Origin of the sequence: uncultured Selenomonas sp. (assembly GCF_963528755.1) — a bacterium.
Lineage (GTDB): Bacteria > Bacillota > Negativicutes > Selenomonadales > Selenomonadaceae > Selenomonas.
The window spans coordinates 69,999-84,358 of the sequence record NZ_CAURXA010000002.1 but is presented as its reverse complement, the minus strand read 5'-3'; the positions used below and the strand labels follow the sequence as shown (position 1 = coordinate 84,358).

General features: G+C 58.2%; 9 protein-coding genes. 7 read left to right on the top strand and 2 right to left on the bottom strand.

Annotated elements, in window-relative coordinates:
- Positions 1-6: 6 nt before the first annotated feature.
- The 4 genes from glmM (at position 7) to RWS31_RS02495 (ending at position 3,787) form a co-directional block, all read left to right on the top strand.
- Positions 7-1,356 carry a phosphoglucosamine mutase gene (glmM, locus tag RWS31_RS02510; RefSeq protein ID WP_314595820.1) on the top strand — a complete coding sequence of 450 codons (1,350 nt, stop codon included), beginning with the start codon at positions 7-9 and terminating at the stop codon, positions 1,354-1,356.
- Positions 1,356-2,150, top strand: a complete 795-nt coding sequence (locus RWS31_RS02505; protein WP_314595818.1) for a sirohydrochlorin cobaltochelatase — start codon at positions 1,356-1,358, stop codon at positions 2,148-2,150. Before glmM ends, RWS31_RS02505 begins: the two co-directional genes overlap by 1 nt.
- A 131-nt stretch (positions 2,151-2,281) precedes the next feature.
- Positions 2,282-2,620, top strand: a complete 339-nt coding sequence (locus RWS31_RS02500; protein WP_013740913.1) for an OadG family transporter subunit — start codon at positions 2,282-2,284, stop codon at positions 2,618-2,620.
- Positions 2,621-2,647: 27 nt separating this feature from the next.
- The gene (locus tag RWS31_RS02495) at positions 2,648-3,787 is read left to right on the top strand and encodes a sodium ion-translocating decarboxylase subunit beta (protein ID WP_314595816.1); all 1,140 of its coding nucleotides are present in this window, start codon (positions 2,648-2,650) and stop codon (positions 3,785-3,787) included.
- A gap of 119 nt (positions 3,788-3,906) precedes the next feature.
- Here RWS31_RS02495 and RWS31_RS02490 read toward each other — a convergent pair whose 3' ends face one another.
- Complete coding sequence (locus tag RWS31_RS02490) at positions 3,907-5,076, bottom strand: FprA family A-type flavoprotein (RefSeq protein WP_314595814.1); 1,170 nt, start codon at positions 5,074-5,076, stop codon at positions 3,907-3,909.
- A 128-nt stretch (positions 5,077-5,204) separates the two neighbouring features.
- Positions 5,205-6,545: a GDSL-type esterase/lipase family protein gene (locus tag RWS31_RS02485; RefSeq protein ID WP_314595812.1), complete on the bottom strand. Its 1,341-nt coding sequence runs from the start codon at positions 6,543-6,545 to the stop codon at positions 5,205-5,207.
- A gap of 234 nt (positions 6,546-6,779) precedes the next feature.
- Between RWS31_RS02485 and nifJ the strand changes: the two genes are divergently transcribed.
- From nifJ to RWS31_RS02470, 3 genes are all read left to right on the top strand, one after another.
- Positions 6,780-10,304 carry a pyruvate:ferredoxin (flavodoxin) oxidoreductase gene (gene nifJ / locus RWS31_RS02480; protein WP_314595810.1) on the top strand — a complete coding sequence of 1,175 codons (3,525 nt, stop codon included), beginning with the start codon at positions 6,780-6,782 and terminating at the stop codon, positions 10,302-10,304.
- 522 nt (positions 10,305-10,826) lie between these two features.
- The gene (locus RWS31_RS02475) at positions 10,827-12,575 is read left to right on the top strand and encodes an ABC transporter ATP-binding protein (protein ID WP_314595808.1); all 1,749 of its coding nucleotides are present in this window, start codon (positions 10,827-10,829) and stop codon (positions 12,573-12,575) included.
- A complete protein-coding gene (locus RWS31_RS02470; RefSeq protein ID WP_314595806.1) occupies positions 12,568-14,319 on the top strand; it encodes an ABC transporter ATP-binding protein in 1,752 nt (583 codons plus the stop codon). Before RWS31_RS02475 ends, RWS31_RS02470 begins: the two co-directional genes overlap by 8 nt.
- Positions 14,320-14,360 lie beyond the last annotated feature (41 nt).

Genomic DNA, 14,360 nt, shown 5'->3' with positions numbered 1-14,360 from the left:
AATTTCATGGCAAGACTTTTTGGTACGGACGGTGTTCGCGGAGAAGCAAATGTGGCGCTCTGCCCAGAGTTGGCATATCGTCTCGGCTGGGCGGCAGCCCTGTACTTCGGCGAAAAGGTGCAGCAAAACCCTTTGATCATTATCGGGCGTGACACGCGCATCTCGGGCAACCTCTTTGAGTCCGCTCTCGCGACGGGCATCTGCTCAGCTGGCGGGCGCGTTGAGATCATCGGCGTCTGCCCGACGCCCGCCATTGCCTATCTGGCGAGGACGCACAAGGCGGCTGCGGGCATCGTCATCTCGGCGTCGCATAATCCCTTCTATGACAACGGCATCAAATTCTTCGGCGGCGACGGCTACAAGCTGCCCGATGCTGTGGAGGACGAGATCGAGAACCTCGTGCGCCGCATCGAGGCGGGCGAGAAGCTGCCGCGTGCGACGCGCGAGAACATCGGCCGCATCAAGCGCCGCAAGGAGTATGTGCGTGAATACATCGACTTCGTGCAGGGCACGGCAGGCGTGCAGCTCAACGGCTTGAAGGTCGTGCTCGATTGTGCGAACGGTGCGGCGTATGACTGCATGCCGCGCGTCCTGCGCCGCTTGGGCGCCGACGTGCATGTGATTCATGCAGAGCCGGACGGCGTCAACATCAACGAAGCTTGCGGCTCAACGCATCTTGAATCGTTGCAGAAAATGGTGCTTGCGGATGGCGCGGATATCGGCATCGCGCACGACGGAGATGCTGACCGCTGCCTGTGTGTGGATGAGAAGGGCGAGGTCATCGACGGCGACCACATCCTCGTCATGTGTGCCAAGGACATGATGGAGAAGGGAACGCTCACGGGGAATACCGTCGTGACGACGGTCATGGCGAACATCGGCTTTCACAAGGCGATCGAGAAAGCGGGCGGGCGTGCGGAGATCACGCAGGTAGGTGATCGCTATGTGCTCGAAAACATGCGCGAGCATGGCTACCGTCTCGGCGGCGAACAGTCGGGGCACATCATCTTTTCCGACTTCAGCACGACGGGCGACGGACTCATCACCGCCCTGCAGGTGCTCGCAGCGCTGAAGCGCACAGGGCGCAAGGCGTCGGAGCTTTCCACTCTGATGAAGAGCTATCCGCAGCTTCTCGTCAACGTCGTCGTCGCTTCGAAAGAAGGCTGGGAGGAGAATGCGGCGATTGCTGCGGCCATTCGCGCAGGAGAAGAAGAGCTTGGCGGTGATGGCCGCATCCTCGTGCGCCCGTCGGGCACGGAGCCTTTGATCCGCGTGATGGCGGAAGGCCCTGACCAGACGCAGCTTGAGACGATCTGCCGCCGCATCGCTGACATCGTCAAGAAGGAGCAGGGGTGATGCGCCCTGCTATCGTCGTCACGAGCTTTGGCGTCAGTGCGTCTGAGGCACGGGAGAAAAGCCTCGTGCCAATCGTGCGCGAGATCACGGAGGCCTTTCCGGACTTCACGGTTGTCGAGGCGTATACGTCCGCCTTCATCCGTCGCCGCCTGCAGGAGGCGGGAATCGATATGGCTTCTTTGGCGGAGCGTTTGGAAGAACTTGGTCGGGCGGGTGTGCGTGAAGTCTATGTGCAGCCGACGCATTTGACGCCAGGAGAGGAATACGAGAACAAGATTCTCAAGGAAGCGGAAGCGTTCTCTTCGCGCTTTGACGTGCTCAAGGTCGGCGAGCCTGTGTTCTTTCGCGCAGATGGTACGGAAAACGATGATATCGCGCATGGTTTGGCCGCGATCTTTTCTGGTCTTGCTCCGCAGACAGGAGAGGCGACAGTGCTCCTCGGCCACGGTTCGCCGCACAGACACAATCCCGTCTACAGGCTGCTGCAGCAGCGTGCCGATGAAGAGGGGCTGCCCGTACATATCGGCGTGTTGGAGGAGGCGGATGTGCCGAACTTCGCCATGGTGCTTGAGCGCCTTGAAAAGAGCGGGAAAAAGCACGTGCTGCTAGCCCCGCTCCTCTTGGCGGGCGGACGCCATGTCACGCACGATCTGGCAGGGGAAGAGGACGGCTCGTGGAAGAGCCGCCTGCAGAAGGCGGGATTTTCCGTGCGGCTTGACAGGAGGACGCTTGGAGAAAGAGCCGCCTTTCGGAGAATCTATGTGGAAAAAGTACGTTGTCTTATCATAGGATAACTAAAAGTTATTCTTTTCATTCATATAATATATTTTAAGTTTTTTGAAAATTCATCTATAATAGAAATGAGGAAACGATACACTTCCTTGCAAGACGCAGCATTTTCATCTATCAAGAATGAGGTGAGTGTATGTCACAGCCAGTAACAACGAATCCTTTGATCATCATGCTGATCAACATGACCGTCGTATTCATCGTCTTGATCTCGCTGAGTCTCCTGATTCGGCTGATCCATGCCGTTGATCCGACGCGCAAGAAGGAAACGCCGGTTTCCGTTGCAGCCCCCGCAGCAGCACCGATTGCCGCGCCGGAGCCTGTGCGCGCTCCCGAGCCGGAAGGCCTTTCGGCGGAGGTTGTCGCGGCGATTGCGGCGGCCGTCACGCTCGCGGGATTTTCGGCAGGCGCGATCCGCACGATCCGCCCGCTGGCGCGCGATGGCTGGAAGAACTCCGGCCGCGCCCTGCGCTAGATCATCGGATGCAAAGGAGGCAAAATCATGGAATTCCTCAATGCTTTTATCGTATCGCTGCAGGCCGTCTGGGCAGGATCGGGCTTTTCCCACTTCACGATGGGCAACGGCATCATGATTCTCGTCGGACTCGTGCTTCTTTATCTGGCCTTTGCCAAGGAGTTCGAGCCGCTGCTCCTTGGCCCGATCGCTTTTGGCTGTATCTTGGCGAATTTTCCGGAGACGGGCTTCTTCGCTGAAGAGATGAACGTCATGAAGGCGATCAACTTCGGCATCACCTACGAAATCTTTCCGCCGCTGATCTTCCTCGGTATCGGCGCGATGACGGACTTCGGCCCGCTGATCGCCAATCCGAACACGCTCCTCTTGGGAGCGGCGGCGCAGATCGGCGTCTTCGTAGCCCTCGGTCTCGCCATGGTATTATTCGGTTTCTCTGTCGAGGAATCCGCCGCCATCGGCATCATCGGCGGCGCTGACGGACCGACGTCCATCTATCTGGCGACGAAGCTCGCGCCGAATCTCTTGGGGGCGATCGCTGTCGCAGCGTACTCCTACATGTCGCTCGTGCCGCTCATCCAGCCTCCCGTCATGAAACTCCTCACGACGAAGACGGAGCGCGAGGTCGTCATGGAGCAGCTGCGTGACGTCACGAAGTTCGAGAAGGTCATCTTCCCGCTCGTCGCGACCATCTTCATCAGCTTGCTGCTGCCGTCGATCGCAGCGCTTTTGGGCATGCTCATGCTCGGCAACCTCTTCCGTGAGTCGGGCGTCACCGACCGCCTTTCGGATACGGCGCAGAATTCGCTGTGCAACATCATCACGATTTTCCTCGCCACGGGCACGGGCATGACGATGTCGGCGGAGCACTTCCTCACGCGCGACACGCTGCTCATCATCATGCTCGGATTCGTCGCCTTCATCGCCGGTACGGCGGGCGGCGTCATCTTCGGCAAGATCATGTACGTCGTTTCGGGTCACAAGGTCAACCCGCTGATCGGCTCCGCCGGCGTCTCCGCTGTGCCAATGGCAGCGCGCGTCAGCCAGGTCGTCGGTGCAAAGGCGAAGCCCGGCAACTTCCTGCTCATGCACGCCATGGGACCGAACGTCGCCGGCGTCATCGGCACCGCCGTCGCCGCAGGCACGATGCTCGCGATGCTCGGGCGGTAAAAGGAAAAATATAGCAAAAGTCATACTGCTTTTGAGGCGGCAGGAGTTCGGACTCCTGCCGCTTTTGTGTGCGATAAAGAAAAACGCTGCTGAGCATTTTCAGCAGCGTTTTTGTATCGTTACTTCATTTCAATCCCCTTGACCTTCTCGCGAATCTCTTCGAGCTGCTCCTTGCTCGGCACATTCGCGATGCGGATCATGTCGAGGCAGATGTTGCATCCGGCGGCCTTGAGCTCGTCCTCGACGAGCTTGATGCTCTGGCCGCCCCAGCCGTAAGAGCCGAAGGCGAAGGCTTCGCGTCCTTTCGGCGCGAGTCCCTTGAGGTAGCAGAGGAAACCCGCGATGGTCGGCATCATCTGGTTGTTGATGGTCGGCGAGCCGACGGCAAGGTAGCGGCTCGTGAGGACGTCGACGACGATGTCGGACATATGCGTCTTCTTGATGTCATAGAACTGCGTGGGCAGACCCTTTTCAGCGAAGGCCTCGGCGATGGCGCGCGCCATCTTTTCCGTCGAATGCCACATGGAGTCGAAGACGACGACGGCCTTATCTTCCAGCTCGCCCGTACTCCACTTCTGGTAGGCGGCGAGAATGTCGGGGATATGGGAGCGCCAGAGTCGGCCGTGTCCTGTGGCGATCATCTCGATGTCGATCCCTGCGAGCGCTTTCAAGGCCGTCTGCGCCTGGCGTCCGTAGAGCATGAGGATGTTCGCATAGTACTTTTTCGCCTCTTCCATGAGTACGGCGAAGTCCACTTCATCGTCGAAGAGCTTGGAAGCGGCAAGGTGCTGACCGAAAGCGTCGTTCGAGAAGAGAATCTTCTCTTCGGGGCAGTAGGTGACCATGCTGTCGGGCCAGTGGAGCATGGGCGTCGGCACGAACGTGAGCGTGCGCTTGCCGAGGCTCAGTGTGTCACCCGCCTTGACGCCGTGGTAGGGAAGATCGCCGTAGTGGGCGGTCAATCCCTTGAAGCCGTTGGGATCGCTCGTATAGATTTCCGCCTTGGGGCAAAGCTTCATCATCGCAGGGATAGAGCCGGAGTGATCGGGCTCGACATGGTTTGAAACGATGATGTCGATCTTGGCGGGGTCGATGACGGAAGAGATGCGTGAAATCAGCTCATCACGGAACGGTTCTTTCACCGTGTCGATCAGCGTGATTTTCTCGTCGAGGATGAGGTAGGCATTGTAGCTTGAACCGCGTCCCGTCTCGTAGCCGTGAAAACTGCGCATCGACCAGTCGATGGCGCCGACCCAGTAGATGCCTTTCTTGATTTCGATTGCCTGCATGAATATGACCGCCTTTCTTTTGGAACGGAACATGTCCGTGTATTTTGAATCTATACTCCCTATTCTATATCGGAAGAGAGATAAATACAACATATTCTCCCTAATATATTGTCATTGCGTCCAAAAACCTACTGCACGGGAAGTCGGTCAGCCTGCTGCTTCGCTTCCTGCCAGGCGCGGTTGACCGTCTGGGCGATGAGCTGCTTTCCGATCACGTCCTCGTGCAGTCCGTCCAGAGCCAGTTCCGTCGGCAGCAGGGGATGGGTGGAGAATGCCGCCGCCACATCGATGTGCACCTCGGTGCGCAGGAAGGCGTTGACGAGGGAGAACTGCGTCTGCCAGTCATCCACCGTCGGCTCGTCAAAGGCGCGTGCGATGTTCTCGGGGTTGATCGGCGGCAGCGTGAGGAAGATGGGGCGGATGCCGTTCGCGAGGCAGCGTGCCTTGAGTTCTTCAAGGTCGGCGATGACCTCGGCGGCGCTGACGCCCGCACGCAGGCTGTTCGTGCCATTCAGGATAAGCAGGTAGCGCGGATGGAAGGGCAGGACGTCCGTTTCGAAGCGTTCGAGCATTGTCACGCTCGTATCGCCGCTCATCGAGAGGTTGATGGCAGGAAAGTCGAGATAGGAGAGCCAGCTGAATTCGTGGTCGGCGGGCCCGTAGGAGATATGACCGCCGCCGTGGCTGATGCTGTCGCCGAAAACAGCGATTTCCCAGTTGTCTTGGGGGTCGTTGCGGAACTTCAGCACGGGAGACCAGTCGCTTGCGGGTTCGTCTGCCTCGTCGAGCGAACGCACGCGCCAGTAGAAGAATCCAGAGCCGATGCGGGGCTTCTGGTCGTAGATTTCAGAAAGCCGCGTCGTCATCGTGTCGATCGGCTCGGCGTCGGGGGTTTCCGTCGGATCTTCTGCGTAGAGTGCGACCTCGAAGGCATGCGCACGATAGGGGCGCACCCAATGGTAGACGGGATAGAGAAGAGGCGCTGTGAGCTCGGAGAAGGCGATGGGAAGTGGCACGGTCATGACGCTCGGCGCGACGGCGGCGCTCGTGTAGAGCGGCATGACGGCACTGAAAAGCGAGACGGGCGTGCCGTCGAAGTCGAGGGCGCGCACGCGCCAATAGAGCGGCGCACGCCCCAAGAGATCGGCAGCGAAGAGGAAGAGCGGCGGGTTGTAGCTGCTCGCATAGACGTCATCGGAGCGCCAGACGGCTTCGGAGGACGCCGTATCGGGATAGCAAATGGCAGGCTGTTCGCGGAAGAATTCGATTTCGTAGTGCGTGGCATTGACGTTCTTCTCCCACGAGAGAATGGGGGAGAAGGACAGAGGATGCAGCATGGATGTCTCCGTTATGGCGCGAAGCGGCGCCTTGGCATAGAGAGCTTCGTCACTTTCGATGACGGTTGCCCAAAGGATCAGAGGGACGATGAGTGCGGGCACGAGAGGCCTCAGGCGGTGAAGGTGATGCAAGCGATTCCACTCCTAGCTTTCTTGGCGGTCTTGGTGCAGTTTTCATAATGGTTTCTATTATATCGGGAGGTGGACGCAAGGTCAATCAATCGATGATTTTCTCCTATTTTTCCGAATTGTTCCTCATGCTGTTTATTTACAACAGGAATGGTTCGGTGTATAATAGGTCATAGCGGGTATTACCCACATTTATGTGTTTTGTATCTTTTTATAAAGAGGGGAGCAATTCAAAACATGAGCAAAAAAATGAAGACCATGGACGGCAACACGGCTGCGGGATATATTTCCTACGCATTCACCGATGTTGCCGCCATCTACCCGATCACGCCGTCCTCGCCGATGGCGGAGCATGTCGACGCTCTGGCGGCGAAGGGAACGAAGAACATCTTCGGTCAGAAGGTGCGCGTCATCGAGATGCAGTCCGAGGCAGGCGCTGCAGGCGCTGTGCACGGCTCTTTGCAGGCAGGCGCTCTGACGACGACGTACACGGCTTCGCAGGGCTTCCTGCTGATGATCCCGAACCTCTACAAGATTGCCGGCGAGCTCCTTCCCGGTGTCTTCCATGTGAGCGCCCGTGCTCTGGCGACTTCCTCCCTCAATATTTTCGGCGATCAGCGCGATGTCATGGCAGCGCGTCAGACGGGCTGTGCGATGCTGTGTGAGGCGAGCGTGCAGGAGGTCATGGATCTCGCCGCTGTCGCGCATCTCGTCGCCATCAAGGGCCGCGTGCCTTTCATCAACTTCTTCGACGGTTTCCGCACGTCGCATGAGATTCAGAAGATCGAAGTCATCGACTTTGACGATCTTGCGAAACTCCTCGACTGGGATGCGGTCAAGGAGTTCCGTGCACGCGCACTGAACCCGAATCATCCGGTCATCCGCGGTACGGCGCAGAACCCGGATATCTACTTCCAGTCGCAGGAAGCCGCCAACAAGTACTATGAAGCGCTGCCTGAGCTTGTCGAGGAAGCCATGGCAGATCTCGCGAAGATCACGGGACGCGAGCACCATCTCTTCGACTATCATGGTGCAAAGGATGCCGAGCGCATCATCATCGCCATGGGCTCGATCTGTCAGACGGCCGGCGAAGCCGTGGATTATCTCAATTCCAAGGGTGAAAAGGTCGGCCTTCTTTCCGTGCATCTCTATCGTCCGTTCTCGCTCGAGCATTTCTTCAAGGTTCTGCCGAAGACGGTCAAGAAGATCGCTGTCCTCGACCGCACGAAGGAGCCGGGCGCGATCGGCGAGCCGCTCTACCTCGATGTCAAGGCGGCGTTCTACAACTCCGACATGAACCCTGTCATCGTCGGCGGCCGCTACGGTCTCGGCGGCAAGGACACGACGCCCGATCATGTCCTCTCGGTCTACGAGAAACTCAAGAAGGACGATCCGAAGCACGGCTTCACGATTGCCATCGACGATGATGTCACGCATACGTCGCTCGCTGAGTATCCCGAGGACGTCGATCTCACGCCGGAAGGCACGACGGCCTGCAAGTTCTGGGGTCTTGGCTCGGACGGCACGGTCGGTGCGAACAAGAGTGCCATCAAGATCATCGGCGACAAGACCGACATGTATGCGCAGGCGTATTTCGCCTACGACTCGAAGAAGTCGGGCGGTATCACGATGTCGCATCTGCGCTTCGGCAAATCTCCGATCAATTCTCCGTATCTCATTCACAATGCGAACTTCATTTCGTGTTCGCAGCAGTCGTATGTGACGAAGTACGATCTCCTCGCAGGTCTCAAGCGCGGCGGCAAATTCCTGCTCAACACGGTCTGGAGCGAGGAGGATCTCTCGAAGCACCTGCCCGCCTACATGAAGCGCTACATTGCGAAGAACGACATCGAGTTCTACACGGTCAACGCTGTGGAAATCGCCAAGGAGCTCGGCCTCGGCGGCCGCTTCAACATGGTCATGCAGTCCGCGTTCTTCAAGCTCGCGAACATCATTCCGATTGAAACGGCTGTCAAGTACCTCAAGGATGCTGTCGTCACATCGTACGGCAAGAAGGGTCAGAAGATCGTCGACATGAACAACGGCGCCATCGACAAGGGCATCGAGGCTCTGCATCGCGTCAATGTTCCTGCGGACTGGGCGAATGCTGAGGACGAGAAGGAAGAAGCACATGATATTCCGGCGTTCATCACGGGCGTTCAGAACGTCATGAACCGTCAGGAAGGCGACCGTCTCAAGGTTTCGCAGTTTGCTGAGGAAATGGTTGACGGCACGTTCCCCGTCGGCGGCGCGGCTTACGAGAAGCGCGGCACGGCGATCAATGTTCCCGTATGGAATGCCGAGAAGTGCATCGGCTGCAATCAGTGCTCCTACGTCTGCCCGCATGCGACCATTCGTCCCGTGCTCACGACGGACGCCGAGAAGGATGCGGCGCCGGAGGGCTTCCCGTGGAAGAAGACCAAGGCGATCAAGGACTACAACTTCACGATTGCCGTCTCCACGATGGACTGCCTCGGCTGCGGCAACTGCGCGCAGGTCTGCCCGGCGAAGGCGCTCGACATGAAGCCGCTCGACGACGATCTCAAGGCGAAGCAGGTCTACTTCGACTATGGCGTCGATGCGACGAAGGTCGCACCGAAGAAGAACCCGATGAAGAAGGATACGGTCATCGGCTCGCAGTTTGAGAAGCCGCTGCTCGAATTCTCGGGCGCTTGCGCAGGCTGCGGCGAGACGCCGTACGCGAAGCTCCTCACGCAGCTCTTCGGTGATCGCATGATGATCTCGAATGCTACGGGTTGCTCGTCGATCTGGGGCGGCAGCGCACCGGCGATGCCGTACACGAAGAACGAAAAGGGCTATGGCCCGGCTTGGGCGAACTCCCTCTTCGAGGACAACGCAGAGTTCGGTCTCGGCATGTTCCTCGGCGTTCGTGCGATCCGTGACCGCATTGCGGCCGATGTCGATGCGGCGCTTGCGGACGGCAAGGGCAGCGCAGATCTCCAGGCTGCTTTGAAGGACTGGAAGGACAACATGGCCGAGGGCGAAGGCACGCGCGAGCGTGCTGACAAGCTGACGGAACTGCTCGAAAAGGAGAAGGGCACGGACGAGCTTCTGAACAAGATTTACGATGAGCGCGACTACTTCGTGAAGCGTTCGCAGTGGATCTTCGGCGGCGACGGCTGGGCTTACGATATCGGTTACGGCGGCGTCGACCATGTGCTCGCTTCGGGCGAGGATGTCAACATCTTCGTGTTCGATACGGAAGTCTACTCCAATACGGGTGGTCAGGCTTCGAAGTCCACGCCGGCGGCTGCGATCGCAGAGTTCGCTGCGACGGGCAAGAGGACGAAGAAGAAGGATCTCGGCATCATGGCGATGTCCTATGGCTACGTCTATGTCGCACAGGTCAACATGGGCGCCGACCACAACCAGGTCTTGAAGGCGATCAAAGAGGCCGAGGCTTATAAAGGACCGTCGCTCATCATCGCTTATGCGCCGTGCATCAACCATGGCATCCGCATCGGCATGGGCTGCAGCCAGGAAGAGGGCAAGCGTGCCAACGCCTGCGGTTACTGGGCGAACTACCGCTTCAACCCGACGCTCGTCGGCACGGACAAGAATCCGTTCACGCTCGACTCGAAGGAGCCGGATTTCAGCAAGTTCCAGGAATTCCTGCAGGGCGAAGTCCGCTATGCTTCCCTGAAGCGCAGCTTCCCCGAGGCTGCCGACGCACTCTTCGAGAAGACGGAGAGCGACGCAAGGATGAGAATCGAAGGCTACAAGAAGCTCGCTGGCAAGTAAGGCGAGGTTTGCTGCAAAGAAAAGAGGCTGCCGCACGATTTGTGCGGCAGCCCTTTTTTCTTTGACGGATGCTGTTTTGTGTCGCAGAAAGGCGTTAATAAAACTTTAGGAATCACTGATAAATTCAGCCACCCATCTTCACACATCTGCGCTGTCCTCTCGTCGTCGACAAATCCTCGACGTAGCACCGCTACGCCTGCGGTTTGTCTCCTTGCTGAGCCGTCCAAGAGTCAAGTCCGAAGGACGCAGACGATTGGGCAACGGCTCGTATGCGAAAACGTCCCAAGAATGCAAGTGCGAAGCGCGCCGCATGATTGGTTGACGTTGACCGCTATAGATACAGCGCATCTGTGCAAATCTGGGTGACCTCATTTTATCAGCGCTTCCTTTATTCTTGAATTGCAGTGCGAAGTACGATATAATGATATAGATTATCATTGATAATAGCTTTGCATATCATTGCCTAAAGATTCGCTAAACTTATCATGGAATCCAACCGGAAAATATTGAGGAGGTGCGGACATGGATGCGAAAAGCGCTTTGCTGCGTCTGTGGGAGTTGGATGAAGAGGAGCATGGCAGGCTTCTCTTTTCGATTTTCCTTTCTGTTACGGCAGTGCTCTGCGGACTTGTGCCGTATTTCGTCGTATCGTCACTCCTCGCGGCGCTTCTGGCAGGACGAGGGCTGCAAAGGGATGAGGTTTTTCTGCTGTGCTTCGCCGCGTTTGTCGGCTATCTTCTGCGCAGCATCCTCTATGCGTACGCGCTTTCCGTCTCGCATAAGGCGGCGTTTTCCATTCTGCGCGAAGTTCGCTGGAAGATCCTGCAAAAACTGCCGAAGCTGCCGCTCGGCACGGTCGCGGATCTGCCTGTCGGCGAGGTCAAGCATATCATCGTCGATCAGGTGGAGAGCACGGAGCGCACGCTCGCGCATCTTCTGCCCGAGCTGACGGCGAATCTCGTCGGCCCTTTCTGCATCTTCTGCTATCTGCTTGTGCTTGATTGGCGCATGGCGCTTCTGGCAATCGTTTCCATCCCCGTCGGGCTCTTCTGCCTGAGCTTTGCCATGCGCGATTACAAGGAGCGCTTCGAGGCGTCGGTGGCGGCGACGGAGACGATGAATGCCGCTATCGTCGAGTACATCGGCGGCATCGAGGTCATCAAGGCGTTCAACCAGGGCGCGGCGTCCTACGAGAAGTTCTCGCGCAGCATCGCGGCGAACGCCGCGTATTTCTATCAGTGGATGAAGGACTGCCAATTTCCCATCTCCTTGGCGATGACGATCGCGCCGACGACGCTTCTGACGGTTTTGCCCGGCGGCTGGCTTCTTTACATGCAGGGGTGCATGAGCATGGAGGTGTTCGTGACGGCGGTGATCCTTTCGCTGGGGGTCGCAGGGCCGTTGATCGAGGCCATGGGGTTTATTGACACGGTGTCGCAGGTCGGGACAGTCGTCGCTTCCGCTGACAAGCTGCTGAGAGCGGAGGAACAGCATCATGGCACATCGGATGTCGAGCTTCTCGATGCTGGCATCGAGCTTACGGATGTGCGCTTTTCTTACCAAGATGGCAAGGAAGTGCTGCATGGCGTGAGCCTTGCGCTTGCACCGCATACCTTGAATGCATTCGTCGGACAGAGCGGCAGCGGCAAGACGACGCTCGCACGCCTGATTGCCGGCTATTGGGATATAGATTCGGGCAGCTTGAAGATCGGCGGCAGGGAGAGTACGGATATTCCACTCGCGCAGCTCTACGATCTCGTTTCCTTCGTTGCACAGGACGCCTATCTCTTCGACGACAGCATTCGTGAGAACATTCGCATGGGCAGGCCGCAGGCCTCCGACGAGGAGGTCGAGCGCGCCGCGCGAGCTGCGGGATGCGAGGACTTCATCCTGCGGCTTGCGCATGGTTATGACACGCGCGTCGGCACGGGCGGCAGTCATGTATCGGGTGGTGAGCGTCAGCGTATCGCCATCGCGCGCGCCGTCTTGAAGGATGCGCCGATCGTCGTGCTCGACGAGGCGACGGCCTATGTCGATCCTGAGAACGAGGCGATCCTGCAGCGGGCGGTCGCACGCCTCATCGCGGGGAAGACGGTCATCATCATCGCGCATCGGCTGTCGACGATTACGGACGCCGACAAGATCTTCCTCGTAGAAGCGGGCATGGTTGCGGCGAGCGGCACGCACGAGGAGCTGCTTGAAAAGAGCACAGCGTATCGCGCGATGTGGCACGCGCATGTCGGGGCAAAGGATGGTGATTGCCATGCTTGAAGCGCTGAAGATGATTTGGCATTTTGCGGGAAAGGAGAGGGGAAACCTCAACAAGTCGCTCGCTCTGGGTGTTGTTTACGCGCTCTTCCACATCTTGCAGATCACGGCGATCTACATCGTCCTGCGAGCCTTGGTCGAAGGAAGGGCTACGGCGGAGGCGGCGCTTTCTTCTCTGGGGCTGCTCGCATTGAGCGTGACGGGCAGGGCGGTTGCCCATTATTTTTCGCAGCTGCAGCGCGTCCATGCCGGCTACTTCATGGTGGCACAAAAGCGCATCGCCATCGGCGACAAGCTCAAGACGGTTCCCATGGGCTATTTTGATGAAAGCAGCAGAGGTGAGCTTACGGGCGTTGCGACGACGGTTCTGAACGATGTGGAGAACACGGCGCCGCGCCTCTTGGTCACCCTTTTGAGCGGCTTTTTGAATACGTTGATCCTCATGCCCATGCTGCTTTTCTGGCAGTGGCGCATCGGCGTGCTCTTTATTCTCGGCGTCTTCTGCTACTTGTTCGTGACCTCCTCGGTGGAAAAGAAGTCGCGCAGCCTTGCGCCGAATCGGCAGAAGGCGCAGGCGAAACTGGTCGAGGCGGTTCTCGAGCAGATCGAGGGAATGCCCGTCATCAAGGCGTTCAACCTGCGCGGCAAGGGCGATGCGCGCGTGCGCGAAGCCCTTGATGAGAGCCGTGCGGCGAATCTCGCCATCGAAAGGATCTTCACGCCGTACGCCATCGCACAGGAGACGACGCTGCGCCTCTTCAGCGTCTTGATCATGTTCGTCGCCTTGTTTTCTTACGAGGCAGGTACGATGGATCTTCTGACAGCTCTCATGGGACTGGTGCTCTCGTTTCTGATTTTCTCGCAGATTGAGTCTACGGGAAGCATGCTGATGATCCTGCGCGTTGTGACAAGCTCCATCGAGCAGGCGGAGCGGGCGACGGATCTGCCGCAGATGGATTCGGGCGGCACGGACATCGAGCCGGAGCATCACGATGTTTCCTTCGAACACGTCGACTTTTTCTACGGTACGCGAAAGGTTCTCGACGATGTGTCGCTGACTATCCCTGAGCGCGCCTTGACGGCGATCGTCGGCCCGAGCGGCTCGGGCAAGACGACGCTCTGCCATCTCATCGCACGCTTCTGGGATGTGGCGGACGGCAGCATCAAGGTCGGCGGACATGATGTGCGCGACTATACGCTCGAATCTCTGATGCGACAGATCAGCATCGTTTTCCAGAACGTCTATCTTTTCCGCGATACGATAGAAAACAATATCCGCTTCGGCAAGCCGACGGCAACGCACGAGGAAGTTGTCGCCGCTGCACGCGAGGCCTGCTGCCACGACTTCATCGAGGCGCTGCCCGAGGGCTACGATACTGTGATCGGAGACGGTGGTGCGAGCCTTTCGGGCGGTGAGCGCCAGCGTATTTCCATCGCGCGTGCCATCTTGAAGGACGCACCGATCATCATCTTCGACGAGGCGACGGCGAATGTCGATCCCGAGAACGAAGACCGTCTGCAAAAGGCGATGGAATCGCTGACGAAAGGCAAGACGGTCATCATGATCGCGCATCGGCTCAACACCGTGCGGAACGCGCGGCAGATTATCGTCGTCTCTGAGGGAAGGATTGTGCAGCGCGGCACGCATGAGGAACTTTTGCAAGAGCGCGGCATCTACGCCGATTTCATCCGTGCGAGGCAGGCAGCGCTCGGCTGGAAGGCGGCGCGTGGGGAAACGGGCGTTTGAACGAAGATTCATTCCTGCCATTGACAAGCCGCCGCATCCTT